The following is a 16,243-nucleotide window of genomic DNA, read 5'->3' as shown; positions in this document are numbered from 1 at the left end:
CCAAGGGTTTTAGGGCGCGTTGGAGGATTTGAAGGGGCTACGTTTACGGGACTGTTTTTTCTGTTTGCTCTTTTCGTAGTCTAGTTCCTTGAGCTTACGCATAATCCGACTAAAATATTCCTGCATGTAGGCTTCCAGGGTTAACGTTGCTTCCGGGGCCAATTCAAAGGCTTGATAAGTCTTGTCCATGGAACAGTTGAGAGGTTTTCCAGTGGCAATCACTTCTGTAAACGCGAGTCGATCTGCGACATTCCAGCCCCACTCAAAGAAAGAGACCACGTTCCGAGTTGAGCGTAATAAACCCAGGGGAATCCGGGTAATCTTGGCAGTTTTTCCGGACAGACGTTCACAAACTCGGACAATATCCTCTGAACCCCAGGCCTTGGGCCCAGCTAAATCATAACTTTGGCGTTCGGTAGCCCCAGACTTGAGGGCCTGGATGGCAAACTTAGCAATATCTTGGGTATCCATGTAGGCCAGAGGTGTGTTTTCGCCCACCAACCAAACCGACTGCCCTTCCAAAATTGGGATCGCATACTGACCAATTAAGCCTTGATAGAATCCGCAGGGGCGTAAGATCGTGTAGTTCAGGGTGGATTCTTGGATAAATTTTTCGGTGCAGTATTTAATATCCATTAAGGGGACATGGGGATAATCCGCCGCCGCCATGATCGAGAAAAAGACATATCGCTGAATGTGCGCTTTTTCCAAGGCCTGGATCAGGTTGATTTTCCCTTGCCAATCCACATCTTTAATGCTGCGGCTATCAGTGGCACGAGCGGTGGCGGCATCAATAACCTGGGTTATTCCTTCTAAGGCTGGTTGTAAGGTTTCCGGTTCACAAATATCCCCAGGAATTAAGTGCGCGCCCCACTCCTTCAAAAATGCTGCTTTACGCCGATTGCGGACAAGACAATGCACTGATAACCCTTCATCTAGGGCACGCCGGACAATTTGCCGCCCCAGAGTGCCAGTCGCGCCAACAACCAATAGGCTCATGAAAATTCCAAATAAATATTCTTAACTTTTGTAATACTTTATCAGAATTCGTAAAACTTTTATTAAGGTTCCGGGATCATAAAAAGTCTCCCTAGGCTAAAATTAACCGTTTTTTCTAGACTGGCCCTGTGGGCATACAATTTAGGGAATTCAACTTGTCCTGAAGGAAGTTTGCTCATGGTGAGTCGCCCCAGTTCTGCTCAGATCGTCTCTTTTACCTGCGTGCTCGGTATTCTGGGTGGAATTGCCCCAGCAACATTGGCTCAAACCCAGGCCCAGATTGCCCAACAGGAAGGTCTTTATGCGGTGGCTAACATGACCGAAACCCAGCGGACTGTATTCCAAAAAAATAGGCAATGGCTGGCGGATGTGACCAGTATTCAGCAATATATGGGGGCAACCTTACCTGCGACCTTTGACTATGCAGTGCGAACCACCACCGAAGCAGCCTATAGCTATGTCATTCCCACCACGGCCCCCAATGCAGTGAACTTAAAATCCTATGTCGGGGCAGCTTTTTTAGTTCCCGATGGTAGTAATCAAATCACCACGATCATTTGCCAAAACCAAGTTCCTGGGCAAATCAGACCGGCTGATCCACGTATTGTCCGGGGGGCCGATCCGACTCAACCGCCCTATTCCCTGGCCTGTGGAGATGGTTCGATCCAGATTCCGGCTTCCGAAGTAACTCGATAAGATTTATTTGGGATGTTAATGAAAAGGCCCTATCCTTTCAGACCACTGCTGGCCTGGGAGGGCATGATATAGCGTTGCAGTATTAAAAAGACGATCAACACCGGGACAATTGAGATCACCGAACCCGCGGCAATCAATCGCCAATCCAAGGAAAATGTCCCCGCTAAGGTGGCCACCCCAATGGGTAAGGTGTAGAGTTCCTGTTGATCCAAAACAATCAGCGGCCAGAGGAAATCGCTCCATGCCCCGATAAAGACAAAGATAGCCAATGTCACCAGGGCCGGGCGAATGGCGGGAATCATTACAAACCACCACAACCCCAACTCTGAACATCCATCTAAACGGGCCGCTTCTTCCAATTCCTTCGGAACCCCCTGAAAAGCCTGACGCAATAGAAAAATACCAAACGCCGAAGCAATGGCCGGAAAAATAATCCCCAAGTATGTATTCCGCAAGCCTAACTGCACCGCCAGGATATAGAGGGGAATCATCACAATCTGGAAGGGAATCATAATTGTCGCGAGTACCAGGGCAAAAATGGTGTCTCGGCCGCGAAAGTCTAACCGTGCCAAGGGGTAGGCCGCTAGGGCGGAGGTCAAAAGATTAAGGAGCACCGTCAACCCAGCCACCAGAGTACTATTCCAGAGGTATTGCCCAAAGGGGTTTGTTTCCCAAACGGTGCGAAAATTAGCCAGAGTCGGCGACTGGGGCCACCATTGGGGTGGAAAGGCGAAAATATTTTCAGCGGGAGACTTAAAACTTGTACTCACGAGCCACACCAAAGGCAGGAGCATTCCCACCGCCACCAGGCCAAGGACAAGGTAGGTAATGACCATTTCCAGCAGGCGACTACTGCGGACTTTCCCCATCACTTGCGTGTCCAGACCGTAGTAAACATCATCGTCATCCCCCCCAAGATAATCAATCCAGCTAACACTCCGGCAATCAAGCTGGGTAGATCAAGGGATTCAGTCGCTTCTAACATTGTGATTCGCTCCAATTGTGCGCAAGGGATACCCTAAAGCTCCAAGGCATCGGGTTGTATCGGGACGGGACTCTCTTCAGTGGGGGTGGGGAGTTTGACCCGCCGGATTGGTAAGTTGGCAATTAAAGCTGTGGTGCGCTGATCCGACTCTAGGGAAAAATCTAGGGCATCTAAATCCAGTTCCACATAGCGGGAAACAACTTCTAGAATGTCTTGGCGCAGGTGTTCAAGAATTTCGGGGTTCAGATCACAGCGGTCGTGGGCTAATACCAGTTTCAGGCGTTGCTTGACCTGTTGACGGCTGGTTTGCTGACGGGGAAAAATCCGTTCTAAGAGATCCGTAATCATGGCTAGAGCTTCCTGGTAAGTAGCCGTTTCAGCTTGGCAAACATCCCATTACTTTCCCCATTTAAGTCCAAAAACTCTACGGTCTCCCCCCCCATGCGCCGGGCAATATTCACATAGGCCTGGCCGGCTAAGGAGAGGGATTCGGCTAATACCAGGGGTTCACCTTTGTTTGTGGAAACAATCACCTTTTCATCTTCGGGGACAATTCCCAACAGCGGAATTGAGAGAATTTCCTGCACATCTGACACCGACATCATGTCATTAGCTTTTACCATCGCCGGCCGCAGCCGATTCAAAATCAGTTGGGTATTGTGAAGCCGGTTTGCTTCTAGGAGGCCAATTACCCGATCCGCATCCCGCACCGCAGCAATTTCGGGAGTTGTGACAATAATCGCCTCCTGGGCCGGGGCAATGGCGTTGCGAAACCCCCCTTCAATCCCGGCTGGGCAGTCAATCAACACATAGTCAAATTTTTTTGTTAAAGCGGCGGCTAATTGGCGCATTTGTTCGGCCGTAATCGCTTCTTTAGTCCGGCTTTGGGCAGCGGGTAAAAGCACCAGTTGATTCTGCCGCTTATCCCGAACTAGGGCTTGATCCAACCGACAATGACCACTTAAGACATCAATGGCCGTATAAACAACCCGATTTTCCAGGCCCAGCAGCAGGTCTAAATTCCGCAAACCAAAGTCAGCATCAATTAGGGCGACGGATTTTTGCTGGCGCGCCAGGGCCATGCCCAAATTTGCACTGGTTGTGGTTTTGCCGACCCCGCCTTTGCCCGACGTAATGACAATGATGCGCCCCATGAACCTGTGCCAGAATCCTTAAATCAATTGGAAAAATTTAGCTAACTCAGTTTACCCCAATCCCGCCCAAGCGATTAAATAGCCACAGCGATGTTCGCCATTCACTAACCAATGGGTGCGGGTCACTTGACAATCCGGCAAGGCCGCGGCAAACATCTCCAATTCATGATCACAGATGGAGGGAAAGGCTTTGGCCACATTGGCAATGGCACAATTATATTCTGTCAAAACAAATTTTTGGGGCGGCTGATGATCCCCATCCACCGGAAAAAATTCGGCCCGATAGCCCTCGGCTTGGCGGAGTTCAACCAGGCCAGCTAAGCGCTCCATCAACGGCTTTTCTCCCAGTTGTTGGCGATAGGTGGCGGCCTTACGTTTCCATTGCTGATGCAGAATGTCCTCCATCTGAGAATGTCCGAGGGTTTCAGTCAAGGTATCCAAAAGCTCGAGGGCAAATTCGTTCCGGCCAGAGGTGGTATTGGGCAGGGTACGGAGGCGGTCGCGGCCAATATCTGTCAGGGAATAATGATTATGGGGGCGACCCACACCATTCGCTTGGACTTCATAGCGGATTAACTGTTCTGCTTCTAAATCCTTCAGGTGGCGGCGAATGGCCTGGGGACTCACAGCCAAGGCCTGGGCTAACTCCTGGGCTGAGGCCTGGCCCTGGTGTAAGAGATAGTCGAGAATTTCCTGTTTAGTCGTGAGGGTAATGGACACAGCAGGTTAGAGAATTAGAAAGGGTAAACCACCAGGACAACCAGACAACAGGGCAACGGCAGCCTTGACTTTGACAACAAAGATGTTGCTAAATTAGCATAGGATTAAGGAAACTTCCTTGTTGTTTAATTATCCTACCATTTTCCCGATCTGGCTCAGTTACCTGTCCACTGCTTGAATTCCAAAAGAGAACACTCGCATGTCTGCTACGGTTCAATCCCTTGTTAATCAACCCTATAAGTATGGTTTTGTCACCGAGATTGAGTCGGAAACCATTCCACGGGGCCTGGATGAAGATGTGATCCGCCTCATTTCTACCAAAAAGAATGAACCAGAATTTATGTTGGCCTTTCGCCTCAAGGCCTATCGGCAATGGTTACAAATGACCGAACCCACTTGGCCCCATGTGCATTACCCGCCAATTAACTACCAAGACATTATTTACTATTCGGCTCCCAAGCAAGCCGCCAAGCTGAATAGCCTGGAAGAGGTAGATCCAGTCCTCCTGGAAACCTTTGAAAAATTGGGCATTCCCCTCTCGGAACAAAAACGCTTGAGCAATGTGGCTGTGGATGCAGTGTTTGATAGTGTTTCGGTGGCCACGACGTTTCGGAAAGATTTAGCCAAACATGGGGTAATTTTCTGCTCCATTTCGGAAGCTGTCCATGACTACCCAGAATTAGTCGAGAAATATCTTGGCAGTGTCGTTCCGGTGGGAGATAACTATTTTGCTGCCTTAAATTCCGCCGTATTCAGTGATGGGTCATTTGTTTATATCCCCAAAGACACAAAATGTCCGATGGATCTCTCCACCTATTTTCGGATTAACAATGGGGATTCGGGGCAGTTTGAACGGACATTGATCATTGCCGAATCGGGTAGTTCTGTGACCTATCTCGAAGGTTGTACTGCGCCGATGTTTGATACAAATCAACTCCATGCGGCGGTGGTGGAATTGGTGGCCCTTGACAATGCGGAAATTAAATATTCTACGGTGCAAAACTGGTATGCCGGGGATGAAAATGGCAAGGGGGGAATCTACAACTTTGTCACCAAGCGGGGCCTGTGTCAGGGCAAAAACTCGAAAATCTCTTGGACACAAGTGGAAACTGGCTCGGCGATTACCTGGAAATATCCCAGTTGTGTCTTGATTGGTGATCATTCAGTGGGTGAATTTTACTCCGTTGCCCTGACCAATAACTGTCAGCAAGCGGATACCGGTACCAAGATGATTCATGTGGGCAAAAACACCCGCAGCACGATTATTTCTAAGGGGATTTCGGCAGGGCGTTCCCAAAATAGTTACCGGGGCCTGGTGAAGATGGGGCCAAAGGCGATTGGATCCCGTAATTATTCCCAATGTGATTCGATGCTGATTGGTGACCAGGCCGGGGCGAATACCTTTCCCTATATTCAAGTCCAAAACAACACCGCCCAAGTCGAACATGAAGCCTCCACCTCGAAAATTGGCGAAGATCAACTGTTTTACTTTGCCCAACGCGGTATTTCCGCCGAGGATGCAGTTTCAATGATGATTAGTGGCTTTTGTCGGGATGTTTTTAACCAGTTACCGATGGAATTTGCAGTGGAAGCTGATCGGCTATTGAGTTTGAAGCTGGAAGGCAGTGTTGGTTAATTCTGGCTAAGTCTCTCAACTCAAAGGCCCTAAAACACATCCTCTTCCTGTTCATGCCACCATTCTCCCAAGCGCATCAAATCCCGATGAATATCGGCCAGGGCCTGGGCATAGACTTCCGGGGATAGCTCGCTGCGTTGTTCTTGAAGTTTCCTCAGGCGCAACTGAGCTAGTAGCCAGGGCTGGGCAATTTTATCGGTGGCTTCCATATAGGTAGCGAGTTCAGCAGCAGTCATTGACTTCCACGGGTTGAGGAATAGATCTGACCTTAGCAATATAACATGACCCATTTTGATGAGATGTAGGCTGGAGATGCTTCCGAGATGGTCTGATCAAATCCTTCTGGCAATTCGACCTATTCATTCTTTGAACGATGAATTGAGAAAACAGCCTGAATTGTGCTGGGGTTCTTGGTTTAGGATCAAGCTGTATCCTGTCCAGGCCAAACTCCAATGACAACAAACTCCACTGCTGCTGAAGATATTTGGCAAATTCTCCGAGAACTAGCTGAGTCTCAACAAGAATTAAAGCAATCCCAACAAGAGACCGATCGCCAATTGAAAGAGACCGATCGCCAATTGAAAGAAACCGGTCAACAGTTGCGAGAACTCGGCAAACAAATTGGGGGCCTGGGGGCTAAGTTTGGCAGTTTTACGGAAGGTTTAGCTTTACCCTCAATGGAGCGGATTTTACGAGACCAATTTGGCCTGGAGGTGATTAGTCCCAGTGTCCGGGTCAGTAAAGGGGGACAGCATATTGAAGTTGATGTTCTCGCCTATAGCAATGGGGACGTGAATGCAGTGTATGTCGTCGAAGTTAAAAGCCATGCCCGAGAAGAGGCCCTGACCCAGTTAAAAAATCTCCTCAGCCGTTTTCGTCAGTTTTTTCCAGAACATCAAGGCAAGCAACTCTATGGGATTTTGGCAGCGGTGGATATGGGGCCAGAGTTACGGGAGCGGATTTTACAAGAAGGGATTTATGTGGCCCGGATTCAAGATGAAGTTTTTTCCTTGGATATACCTGCTAATTTTGTGCCGCAATCTTTTTAGTCAGTAATTTGCTCCTGTGATTAGCTGAGTTGGGCTAGTTCTGCGGGGGTATAAGCATACCAACGGGAAAGCCGATTCAATTCTTGTTCCAGGCCCAGGGTGGCCCGATAGCCTTCACAGTCATGGCCCAGTTCCCGTAAACCGGCCACAATCGTTGACGGTGCGACCCAGTGGGTTTGGCCCCAGGCCAAGAGATTGACCGTATTTCCGTCTAATTGACTGACGGCGATGCTGAGTTTCATTTTTAACTCTGTGGCAGTGGGGAGGCTTGGGGCCTGGTTACGGACATAGACTTGTTGGGGTTGGCCCTTAGCGAGTAACCAACGTAAATGGGTGAGCGAGGGGGGTAGATTCCAAAGCAAAAAGGTGTCACAGGCCTGGCGGGGGCGGTCATAGTCAATTTGGGCGGGCGTAGATTGGGTGGAAATGTAGGGGCATTGATCCCCATAGAGAAGCACTCGGCCCCGGAGAGTCTTACAAAGCCCCAGCAGATCCTCTAACTCTAGCCAAGCGGCGGGGCGGGGATAGGTGGGCGGTTCAGGGCATTGGACGATTAAATTGGGGCGATTGGCGGCGGGATTACCTCTAAGGCTAGTCCGATTGGCCGTCTTCGGTTTTCCTTTGGCTAGGGAAGAAGCCGCAGATTGTACGCCGACTAACCGGAGTTCTAGGGTGGTGTTGCCTTGCCAGGTATTTTCTTCCAGGGTATAAGCCACATCAATCTCAGCGGGGAGGGGGTAATAACTCCTCCAGTTCCAGGCCTTGGCTTTTTGAGAGATCAATGCTCCCGTTTGGGGATGGGTTTGGGTCAGGGTCAGCATCAGATGGGTTTGATTAGCCCCAAAGAGCCGTTGTTCTTGGACTTGAACATTGCGACTACAAAAGAGCGGTTCTGGGTTGCCTAGGCCACAGGGTTGCAGGGCCTGGAGTTGTTGCCAAAGGTCTGGGGTAATCTCATCGAGGCGAATTTCACTGTCAATGGCAATCAGGGGCTTAAGATGTTCCGGTTGCAGGCATTGATTAGCAAATTCGGTGAGCCTTTTCCGCCAGGCCGAGAGTTTCACTTTTTCCAGACTAAAGCCCCCTGCCGCCCGATGTCCGCCAAATTTTTCCAGTAAGTCCCCGGAATACTGCAACGCCGCAAAGACATCAAATTCCGGAATCCCGCGGGCCGAGCCGCGCAGGTGGGTCTCATCTTCTTCGGTGGCAATGAACACGGGCACACCATACCGCTCCACCAACCGCGAGGCGACAATCCCAATCACCCCATGATGCCAACCCGCTTTGACAAGGACTAAGACCCGCTTTACCAGTAAATCCAATTGGGCCGCTTCAACTTGGGCCACGGCTTCGGCGGTAATGCTTTCGGTTAATTCTTGGCGGCGGCGATTGGTTTCCTCACAAACTTCCGCTAGGGCCTCGGCCTGGAGCAGATCCTCTGTGGTCAATAAATCAATCACCACCTGGGGGTCGCCAATCCGGCCAATGGCATTGATCCGGGGCCCCAAACGAAATCCCACGGCGGTTGGTTTTAGAGCCGCATTATCTTCGGGCCGACATTTAGCAACCGTCATTAAGGCTTGAACTCCGACTAAGGTGGATTGAGGAATCGTTACCAGGCCCCGTTGCACCCAGCGGCGATTCACTCCCGTTAAACTAGCCAAATCCGCAATTGTTCCCAAGGTGCAGAGTTCCAAGAGCGGCCGGACTAAATCCTTCATTTGGCCAAAGGCCTGGACGACACTGATCCCTAAGATATAGGCCACCCCAACTCCGGCTAAAACCCCATAGGGAGATTCGGTTGGTAAGAGTTTGGGATTGAGGATGGCCTGGGCTGGTGGAAGTTCTGGAGGTAAATCATGGTGGTCGGTGATGATGACAATTAATCCCAGTTGGCGGGCCAGGGCAATCGGGCCGGGGGCAGCAATCCCGTTATCCACCGTCAGAATCACCTTTACCCCGCGCCGATGACAGTCCTCCACAATCCGGTGATTAATCCCATAGCCCTCCTGCATCCGACTGGGAATTTCATAGTCCACATTGGCCCCCACGGCCCGTAAAGCTCGCAATAGTAGGGCTGTACTGGTCATCCCATCAGCATCATAATCGCCGCAAATGGCAATTTTCTCGCCCTTCGTAATCACTTGGCGCAACAGTTCTACGGCAATATCCAAGTCTACAAAGGCGGTATTGGGAGCAGGCAAATGGAGAGATTGGGGATTGAGAAACCCTTGAATATCCTCCGTAGTAGTTAGCCCACGATTAATCAGGAGTTGAGCCGCAATCGGACTGAGATGATGGGCCTGGGCAATAGCCTGAGCCTGCGGGGCCGGGGGGTGAATGTGCCAACGTTGATCGGGAAGACTGGCCATGAAATTGGGATTAAAGAACTGTCATAACATCTAGTATCAGAGTAAATCCACAAATCGAACGTATTGTTCATCACGATAAAGAAGAAAATTTATTTAATCCCAGGCCTGGATGTTCAACAAATCAGTTAGGCCTGATCACTTTTATTGGAAGAGACTTTATTCGAATCTTTGAATTCATAATGATTATAATTGCACCTGTTTTAAGAGCTTCCTGAATACTAACATCGTTAAAAATATCTAAAAGCTTTTGAGCAATTGCAGCCGGTTTTCTTTCCGTGTGTCCCCGAAAGAGAATGACCGATGGACTGACTGCTCTTGTATCAGCCAAGAGAGTACCAAAGTCAGTATCCGCTGATATAATAATTCGTCTTTCTTGTGATGCCAGCCTAAAAATATCAATATCTTCTGCTTCTTGTAATCCATAATATCTAACATGAACTGCATCATAACCATGCCCACATAGTTGATCGCGAACAATCCAAGAAATACAGTTATAAACAAGAAACTTCACGCAAGGCAAGCTAAATCTTGAGATGATGATTCTGATGAATTTTCTATTTCATAGAGTAGTGCAATCAATATCTTGATCAAGGAGGTCTGGATAAGCCGCAAGAATATTTTTCCGAGAAGAACCTTGATGAATTAGGTAAAGAATTGTCTCAACTGGAATCCGCAAATTCCGAATGCAGGGAACACCGCCGATCCATTTTGGATTGATTGTGATACCTTGAATTTTCATCGTTAGATCCTCATTCATGAAATTAAACTTGTTTCATATTGCCATGACAATTATAATTACGACACAGTTCAACGCATATTTTGTTTCCGTTCTTTTTTCTCATCCCGTTTCCCGACTGCTGCCAATTCAGCATCCATGAGAGTTTTCCCCGTTGCCGCCAAATACACATCATCTAAACTGGGACGGGCCTGGGCGATGCCAAAAGTAGGGAGATTTGCCTCACTCAATCGAGTTTGAATCGCGCTGAGGGCGTTGGAATTAGATTGAACGACCAAGTTGAGAGAGTTTCCTTGGGCTGTATTGATAATTACGGTTTGCACAACATCCAGGCCTTGTAAAAGCTCCTTGGCCTGATTCGCTTCTTGCTCGGATGTAAACTCTCGAATCCTTAAGGTAATCCGTTCGCCACCCACTTGATCCTTGAGGGCCTGGGGTGTGTCCGAAGCAATCACTTTTCCCTGATCAATAATTGCAACCCGATCAGCTAATAAATCCACTTCTTCTAGGTAATGACTTGTGAGTAATACCGTAATTCCCTCTTGGCGTAGTTGACGCAGAAAATCCCAAATTACGACTCGACTTTCAATATCTAGGCCCACAGTTGGCTCATCTAAAATTAAAACTTGGGGTTGGTGCAACAGGCCAGCGGCAAGGTCTAAACGTTTCCGAATCCCACCAGAGTAAGTGCCACATTTGCGGTCAATCCATTCCCCCAGGCCTAGGACATCAACGATTTTGTCAATTCGCGGGGCAATTTGAGCAGACGGTAAATGATAAATCGCGGCCTGGAGTTGCAGAAGTTCCCGCCCTGTCAAGACTTTATCTAATGCCACCTCTTGAGCCACATAGCCGAGTTTTTGCCGAACTAATTTAGGACATTGACCCACATCTGTCCCCGCGATTTCTAAAATCCCCGCATCGGCCTGGGTGAGCGTAGATAAGCAGCGTAAAGTCGTTGTTTTACCCGCCCCATTCGGCCCCAAGAGGCCAAAAATTTCCCCAGGTTCAATCCTAAAGGTGACATCCCGACAGGCCTGGACAGCCCCATAGGATTTCTTTAGATGTTCAACCCGCACCGCAGCAGTCATAATTATTCCTACTCCCTTCCCTACCATTGTCCCGACTTTTTGAGACCGGTGTAATTTTACGTGCAAAACTTAGGTTTAAGCAGAGTTAAAGTTGCAAAAAAGTAAATGCAAAAAGCGGGCGATGGGACTCGAACCCACGACGTCAAGCTTGGGAAGCTTGCATTCTACCACTGAATTACACCCGCACTGAAATGGCACTGCACCATTGGGACTTCTAGAATATCACAGGCCCTGAGTTTTGGGGATTCCCTTTTGGGTTTCCTACCTAACCTCACCTAAGCTTGAATAATCCCTTTAGAACTAGGAATGGCCTGTAAGCGACGCGGGTCAGGAGCAACTGCCATACGTAAGGCTCGGGCAAAGGCCTTGAATGTGGCTTCAATAATGTGGTGAGAGTTAATCCCATCTAATTGGCGGATGTGGAGCGTGAGCCGGGCCTGGGTGACAACCGCCACGAAAAATTCTCGTACCAGTTGAGTATCATAGCTGCCGACCCGCTGGGTTGGAATCTCCAGGCAATAGGTCAAATGGGGCCGCCCGGAAAAGTCCATGACCACCTCAACCAAGGCTTCATCCAAGGGCGCAACAAAATGGCCAAATCGCTGAATTCCCCGCCGATCTCCCAACGCCCGATCCAAGGCCAGGCCAAGGGTAATCCCCACATCTTCGTTTGTATGGTGGTCATCAATCTGGATATCCCCCGTTGCGGCAACACTCACATCCACCAGGCCATGGGAGGCAAGTTGATCCAGCATATGGTCTAAAAAGGGAATCCCCGTCTGATTCTCAGCCCGACCTGTTCCGTCTAAGTTCAAGTTAACCGTGACCTCGGTTTCCCCAGTTTTTCGCTCTACCATCGCCTGGCGAGGAGGGGACATCACTTGGGAATCAAGATGAGATGGCCCTGAATGGGATTGAAGTTCGGGATACATAAGGGGGTAGGAGAAACAGGTAAAGCTACAAAAATTATTAGGAAAAGAACACCACAACAGCGTAAACTAATTCTACACAAATCCCGAAAACTAACCCGAATTAAGCCTGATAGATCTTGATTTGGGATTACGGGAACATTCGTTAACGTTATTTTTCAGGATAGTAAACGTCAGTGCCTAGGACTATTATTGCTGGTAATTGGAAAATGTATAAAACCCAGGCCGAGGCGGTCGAGTTTTTACATGAATTTTTACCTTCCTTAGATATCACCCCCGAAACCCGTCAAGTCCTCCTCTGTGTCCCGTTTACCGATTTGCTCTGTTTATCCAAAAATCTCCATGGCAGCCGGGTGCAGCTAGGGGCGCAAAATGTCCACTGGCAAGACCAAGGCGCGTTTACGGGGGAGATTTCCGCCCCAATGCTCACTGAAATTGGTGTGCGGTATGTCGTCATCGGCCACAGCGAACGGCGGCAATATTTTGGCGAAACTGATACCACCGTCAATCAACGCCTGAAAGCCGCCCAGGCCCATGGCTTAACCCCAATTCTTTGTGTGGGCGAAAGTAAAGCTCAACGGGATGCTGGCGAAACCGAAACCCATATTATGAGCCAGCTTGAAATTGGCCTACAGGGCATTGATCAAACCAACCTCGTCATTGCCTATGAACCAATCTGGGCCATTGGGACAGGGGATACCTGCGCTGATACCGAGGCCAATCGAGTCATTAGCATGATTCGTAGCCAGTTAACCAATCCCGAAGTCACCATCCAATACGGTGGCTCCGTCAATCCTCAAAACATCGACCAAATTATGGCTCAACCGGAAATCAATGGCGCATTGGTGGGGGGAGCCAGTCTCCAGGCCAGTAGTTTTGCCCGCATTGTCAATTACGAGGGAGCCTAAAAGCAGCCAACGGGTGGAACAGGTTATAATTTGGGCGTTTGCCTTGAGCGTTGTGATAGGAAATTCATGAGTCAATCTCCCCTCCATGCGTTTTTTCTCGGCCGGGCTGCGGCTGAAGTTTTGCGGGAAAATGCCACCCACTGCCTAACGGATATTCTCAGTGAACTAGGCAAATTTGATGCTGAACAGCGGGAACGGTTACGGCAATTTACTGGGCAAGTCATGGAACGGGCCGAAACCGTCGCCAGCCAAGTCGCCACCACCAGCCCCAGCAGTGAACCCAGCCAAGACCTCCAAGCTACCATTGACGAATTACGCGCCGAAATTGCCCGCTTACGTTCTGCCCTGTTGAATTACCGCCAAGCTTGATGTGACAGCCGCCGAAGTTCGTTACAATTCGCAACAGGAGTCACTGCCCCTAGAAGAAGGAACTGCTGTGTCTGTGCCGCCGGAAACTACTGTCGGGCTAATGCCAACCCAAAAAGCCTATCGCTGGAATCGGCAGAAATATTCCCGGAAACGGCGGTTCATCGATATTTGGTCTTTTGTTTGGCAGTTTCTCTTTCGGCGGTGGCGACTGGGCCAGGCCTGGAGCTATCCGGGGGGCATGAGCGATGAAAAACGCGCCACCCGCAGACGGAAGCAAGCCATTTGGATTCGAGACACCTTTTTAGACCTTGGCCCCACCTTTATTAAACTCGGTCAACTCTTTTCAACCCGAGCTGATCTGTTTCCAGCAGAATATGTAGAAGAACTCTCCAAACTTCAAGATCGAGTCCCAGCCTTCAGTTACGAACAGGTCTCCCAGATCATCCAAGAGGATTTTGGCCGCACCATCCCAGAACTTTTTCGGAGTTTCGACCCGATTCCCCTGGCCGCAGCTAGTTTAGGACAAGTTCATAAGGCGCAGTTACTATCTGGCGAAGAAGTGGTTGTCAAAGTCCAACGGCCAGGCTTACGTCAGTTATTTGCCATTGACCTCGACATTCTCAAAGGCATTGCCCGCTACTTCCAAAACCATCCCAGTTGGGGGCGCGGGCGCGACTGGATGGGCATTTATGACGAGTGTTGCCGTATCCTCTACGAAGAAATTGACTATCTCAACGAAGGGCGTAATGCCGATACCTTTCGCCGGAATTTTCGGGAAATGGATTGGGTGATGGTGCCGCGGGTCTATTGGCGCTATGCTTCCCCCCGAGTCTTGGCTTTGGAATATATGCCAGGAATTAAAATTAGCCACTACGAAGCCCTCGAAGCTGCCGGACTCGATCGGAAAATCTTAGCTCAACTGGGGGCAAGGGCCTATCTCCATCAACTTTTGGACAATGGCTTTTTCCATGCAGATCCCCATCCAGGCAATATTGCCGTCAGTCCCAATGGGCAGTTAATTTTCTATGACTTTGGCATGATGGGGACTGTTCAGCCCGTCACTCGCGACAAACTCTTGAAAACCTTCATGGGCATTGCCCAGCGCAACGGTGACCAAGTGGTGCAGTCCTTAGTCGAACTGGGAGCTTTAGTGCCGACGGATGACATGGGCCCGGTGCGCCGTTCGATTCAGTATATGCTGGATAATTTCATGGATCAGCCCTTTGAAGTCCAGTCTGTGGCCAAGATTAGCGATGATTTATATGAAATTGCTTATGACCAACCCTTTCGATTTCCCGCCACCTTTACCTTTGTGATGCGGGCCTTTTCCACCCTAGAGGGTGTCGGCAAGGGCTTGGATCCGGACTTTAACTTTATGCAGGTTGCTCAACCTTTTGCCACCCAACTTATGACCAATAGTAATTTTTCCGATAATGATAATCTCCTCTCGGAATTGAGTCGCCAAGCTGCTCAGATGGGAAATTCCGCCCTCGGGTTACCCCGCCGATTAGAAGATACCTTAGACAAGCTGGAAAGTGGGGATTTGCGGTTACGGGTACGCTCCGTGGAAAGTGATCGGATTCTCCGGCGGATCAGTAATATTAATTTGGGGCTGAATTACACAATCTTGATTGGGAGTTTCACCCTGGCTGCAACCATCTTAGTCGTCAATCAATTGATCTGGTTAGCCGTTTTAGCCGCAGCAGTGGTGGCCTGGGTGACAGTGGCCTATATTCGCCTGTTGTTACGCATTGATAAATATGACCGGATGTTTTAGTCTAATGCCAGGATCGCAGTTTATGGTTAATGAAGAAAAGGTGAGCGCATTGAGACGATGAAATTTATTGGGCTGACGGATACTGGGCTGGTTCGCAAAAACAATCAAGACTCATTCTGGTTAGATGACCCCCAAGGACGGTTCTTTATTGTGGCCGATGGCATGGGTGGCTATATTGGGGGAGAAGTGGCGAGTCAGCTAGCAGTTGAAAAAATTAGTCAGCATTTAGAGAAGAACTTAGCTCATCAGCCATTCGATCCGGTTCAAACCCTTAAAGATGCGTTTTTCGCCGCTAACCAGGCCATTTTGGCTGAACAACTAAATCACGTTGAACAGTCGGATATGGGCACAACGGCCGTAGTGTTGCTGTTAGATGGCGAGCGGGCCTGGTGCGCCCATGTGGGGGACTCGCGCATCTATCATTGGCGGGATAACAAACTGGCCCAAGTCACCGAAGACCACACCTGGATTGCCCAGGCCGTGCGTTTAGGAACCCTTTCCCTCGAACAAGCCCGACATCATCCTTGGCGACACGTCCTTTCCCAATGCCTCGGGCGGGAAGACTTAATGACGGTGGATATTGAACCGATTCAAGTCCAGGCCGGAGACCGATTTTTACTCTGCTCTGATGGCTTAACCGAAGAACTTACAGAAGAACTCCTAGAAATTTATCTGAGTGATCCAAACCAAGCCGAGGCCGCCAAAAATCTCGTGGATGCGGCTAAGGACAGCGGGGGGAGAGACAATATCACCGTTGTTTTAATCACCCTGTAGATAACGGGGACTGATGGGGGTGTTGATAAGCAAAGTTTATTTTGATTT

Annotated in this window: 18 protein-coding genes and 1 tRNA gene; 7 read left to right on the top strand and 12 right to left on the bottom strand. The window is 49.4% G+C overall.

Annotated elements, in window-relative coordinates:
* Window positions 1–9: 9 nt before the first annotated feature.
* Window positions 10–999: an SDR family oxidoreductase gene (locus RIF25_RS08290; RefSeq protein WP_322878079.1), complete on the bottom strand. Its 990-nt coding sequence runs from the start codon at window positions 997–999 to the stop codon at window positions 10–12.
* A 177-nt stretch (window positions 1,000–1,176) separates the two neighbouring features.
* Between RIF25_RS08290 and RIF25_RS08285 the strand changes: the two genes are divergently transcribed.
* Window positions 1,177–1,695: a type IV pilin-like G/H family protein gene (locus RIF25_RS08285; RefSeq protein WP_322878078.1), complete on the top strand. Its 519-nt coding sequence runs from the start codon at window positions 1,177–1,179 to the stop codon at window positions 1,693–1,695.
* Between the two features lie 29 nt (window positions 1,696–1,724).
* Here the strand turns inward: RIF25_RS08285 and RIF25_RS08280 are convergent, their stop codons facing one another.
* The 4 genes from RIF25_RS08280 to sufR all read right to left on the bottom strand — a co-directional run bounded on the left by RIF25_RS08280 (window position 1,725) and on the right by sufR (window position 4,554).
* Window positions 1,725–2,564 carry a carbohydrate ABC transporter permease gene (locus RIF25_RS08280; protein WP_322878121.1) on the bottom strand — a complete coding sequence of 280 codons (840 nt, stop codon included), beginning with the start codon at window positions 2,562–2,564 and terminating at the stop codon, window positions 1,725–1,727.
* A 149-nt stretch (window positions 2,565–2,713) separates the two neighbouring features.
* Complete coding sequence (gene minE, locus RIF25_RS08275; RefSeq protein ID WP_322878077.1) at window positions 2,714–3,028, bottom strand: cell division topological specificity factor MinE; 315 nt, start codon at window positions 3,026–3,028, stop codon at window positions 2,714–2,716.
* Window positions 3,029–3,030: 2 nt separating this feature from the next.
* Window positions 3,031–3,834, bottom strand: a complete 804-nt coding sequence (gene minD, locus RIF25_RS08270; protein WP_322878076.1) for a septum site-determining protein MinD — start codon at window positions 3,832–3,834, stop codon at window positions 3,031–3,033.
* 51 nt (window positions 3,835–3,885) lie between these two features.
* A complete protein-coding gene (gene sufR / locus RIF25_RS08265) occupies window positions 3,886–4,554 on the bottom strand; it encodes an iron-sulfur cluster biosynthesis transcriptional regulator SufR (RefSeq protein ID WP_322878075.1) in 669 nt (222 codons plus the stop codon).
* Between the two features lie 199 nt (window positions 4,555–4,753).
* On the opposite strand from sufR, the gene sufB reads away from it, so the two are divergent.
* Window positions 4,754–6,190, top strand: a complete 1,437-nt coding sequence (sufB, locus tag RIF25_RS08260; RefSeq protein WP_322878074.1) for a Fe-S cluster assembly protein SufB — start codon at window positions 4,754–4,756, stop codon at window positions 6,188–6,190.
* A 29-nt stretch (window positions 6,191–6,219) separates the two neighbouring features.
* Here sufB and RIF25_RS08255 read toward each other — a convergent pair whose 3' ends face one another.
* Window positions 6,220–6,426, bottom strand: a complete 207-nt coding sequence (locus RIF25_RS08255) for a hypothetical protein (protein ID WP_322878073.1) — start codon at window positions 6,424–6,426, stop codon at window positions 6,220–6,222.
* Window positions 6,427–6,642: 216 nt separating this feature from the next.
* On the opposite strand from RIF25_RS08255, the gene RIF25_RS08250 reads away from it, so the two are divergent.
* A complete protein-coding gene (locus RIF25_RS08250; protein WP_322878072.1) occupies window positions 6,643–7,239 on the top strand; it encodes a DUF3782 domain-containing protein in 597 nt (198 codons plus the stop codon).
* Between the two features lie 20 nt (window positions 7,240–7,259).
* On the opposite strand, the gene recJ is transcribed toward RIF25_RS08250, so the two are convergent.
* From recJ to hisB, 6 genes are all read right to left on the bottom strand, one after another.
* The gene (gene recJ, locus RIF25_RS08245) at window positions 7,260–9,611 is read right to left on the bottom strand and encodes a single-stranded-DNA-specific exonuclease RecJ (RefSeq protein ID WP_322878071.1); all 2,352 of its coding nucleotides are present in this window, start codon (window positions 9,609–9,611) and stop codon (window positions 7,260–7,262) included.
* 121 nt (window positions 9,612–9,732) lie between these two features.
* Entirely contained in the window at window positions 9,733–10,122 is a 390-nt protein-coding gene (locus tag RIF25_RS08240) for a DUF5615 family PIN-like protein (protein WP_322878070.1), read from the bottom strand.
* A 48-nt stretch (window positions 10,123–10,170) separates the two neighbouring features.
* Window positions 10,171–10,350, bottom strand: coding sequence for a DUF433 domain-containing protein (locus RIF25_RS08235; protein ID WP_322878069.1), 180 nt, complete (start codon window positions 10,348–10,350; stop codon window positions 10,171–10,173).
* Window positions 10,351–10,418: 68 nt separating this feature from the next.
* Window positions 10,419–11,438 carry an ABC transporter ATP-binding protein gene (locus tag RIF25_RS08230; protein WP_322878068.1) on the bottom strand — a complete coding sequence of 340 codons (1,020 nt, stop codon included), beginning with the start codon at window positions 11,436–11,438 and terminating at the stop codon, window positions 10,419–10,421.
* 113 nt (window positions 11,439–11,551) lie between these two features.
* Window positions 11,552–11,623 (bottom strand) — tRNA-Gly (locus RIF25_RS08225).
* Between the two features lie 90 nt (window positions 11,624–11,713).
* Window positions 11,714–12,316: an imidazoleglycerol-phosphate dehydratase HisB gene (gene hisB / locus RIF25_RS08220; RefSeq protein ID WP_322878067.1), complete on the bottom strand. Its 603-nt coding sequence runs from the start codon at window positions 12,314–12,316 to the stop codon at window positions 11,714–11,716.
* A gap of 227 nt (window positions 12,317–12,543) precedes the next feature.
* Between hisB and tpiA the strand changes: the two genes are divergently transcribed.
* From tpiA to RIF25_RS08200, 4 genes are all read left to right on the top strand, one after another.
* The gene (gene tpiA / locus RIF25_RS08215; RefSeq protein WP_322878066.1) at window positions 12,544–13,275 is read left to right on the top strand and encodes a triose-phosphate isomerase; all 732 of its coding nucleotides are present in this window, start codon (window positions 12,544–12,546) and stop codon (window positions 13,273–13,275) included.
* A gap of 66 nt (window positions 13,276–13,341) precedes the next feature.
* On the top strand, window positions 13,342–13,644 hold the full coding sequence (locus RIF25_RS08210; RefSeq protein WP_015125078.1) for a DUF6825 family protein: 303 nt from the start codon (window positions 13,342–13,344) through the stop codon (window positions 13,642–13,644).
* 100 nt (window positions 13,645–13,744) lie between these two features.
* On the top strand, window positions 13,745–15,421 hold the full coding sequence (locus RIF25_RS08205) for an ABC1 kinase family protein (RefSeq protein ID WP_407682370.1): 1,677 nt from the start codon (window positions 13,745–13,747) through the stop codon (window positions 15,419–15,421).
* A 57-nt stretch (window positions 15,422–15,478) separates the two neighbouring features.
* On the top strand, window positions 15,479–16,195 hold the full coding sequence (locus RIF25_RS08200) for a Stp1/IreP family PP2C-type Ser/Thr phosphatase (RefSeq protein WP_322878064.1): 717 nt from the start codon (window positions 15,479–15,481) through the stop codon (window positions 16,193–16,195).
* The last annotated feature ends 48 nt before the right edge of the window (window positions 16,196–16,243 follow it).

This window comes from Pseudocalidococcus azoricus BACA0444, from assembly GCF_031729055.1.
Lineage (GTDB): Bacteria > Cyanobacteriota > Cyanobacteriia > Thermosynechococcales > Thermosynechococcaceae > Pseudocalidococcus > Pseudocalidococcus azoricus.
The sequence above is the reverse complement of the archived record's forward strand: the minus strand, read 5'-3'. Positions and strand labels throughout refer to the sequence as shown.

Bases quoted from the DNA above. Each gene is read 5' to 3' on its own strand.
- RIF25_RS08290 (WP_322878079.1), bottom strand. From the start codon at position 999: ATGAGCCTATTGGTTGTTGGCGCGACTGGCACTCTGGGGCGGCAAATT.
- RIF25_RS08250 (WP_322878072.1), top strand. From the start codon at position 6,643: ATGACAACAAACTCCACTGCTGCTGAAGATATTTGGCAAATTCTCCGA.
- RIF25_RS08235 (WP_322878069.1), bottom strand. From the start codon at position 10,350: ATGAAAATTCAAGGTATCACAATCAATCCAAAATGGATCGGCGGTGTT.
- RIF25_RS08210 (WP_015125078.1), top strand. From the start codon at position 13,342: ATGAGTCAATCTCCCCTCCATGCGTTTTTTCTCGGCCGGGCTGCGGCT.
- RIF25_RS08230 (WP_322878068.1), bottom strand. From the start codon at position 11,438: ATGACTGCTGCGGTGCGGGTTGAACATCTAAAGAAATCCTATGGGGCT.
- minD (WP_322878076.1), bottom strand. From the start codon at position 3,834: ATGGGGCGCATCATTGTCATTACGTCGGGCAAAGGCGGGGTCGGCAAA.
- RIF25_RS08200 (WP_322878064.1), top strand. From the start codon at position 15,479: ATGAAATTTATTGGGCTGACGGATACTGGGCTGGTTCGCAAAAACAAT.
- sufB (WP_322878074.1), top strand. From the start codon at position 4,754: ATGTCTGCTACGGTTCAATCCCTTGTTAATCAACCCTATAAGTATGGT.
- RIF25_RS08285 (WP_322878078.1), top strand. From the start codon at position 1,177: ATGGTGAGTCGCCCCAGTTCTGCTCAGATCGTCTCTTTTACCTGCGTG.
- RIF25_RS08255 (WP_322878073.1), bottom strand. From the start codon at position 6,426: ATGACTGCTGCTGAACTCGCTACCTATATGGAAGCCACCGATAAAATT.
- RIF25_RS08205 (WP_407682370.1), top strand. From the start codon at position 13,745: ATGCCAACCCAAAAAGCCTATCGCTGGAATCGGCAGAAATATTCCCGG.
- hisB (WP_322878067.1), bottom strand. From the start codon at position 12,316: ATGTCCCCTCCTCGCCAGGCGATGGTAGAGCGAAAAACTGGGGAAACC.
- RIF25_RS08280 (WP_322878121.1), bottom strand. From the start codon at position 2,564: ATGGGGAAAGTCCGCAGTAGTCGCCTGCTGGAAATGGTCATTACCTAC.
- minE (WP_322878077.1), bottom strand. From the start codon at position 3,028: ATGATTACGGATCTCTTAGAACGGATTTTTCCCCGTCAGCAAACCAGC.
- recJ (WP_322878071.1), bottom strand. From the start codon at position 9,611: ATGGCCAGTCTTCCCGATCAACGTTGGCACATTCACCCCCCGGCCCCG.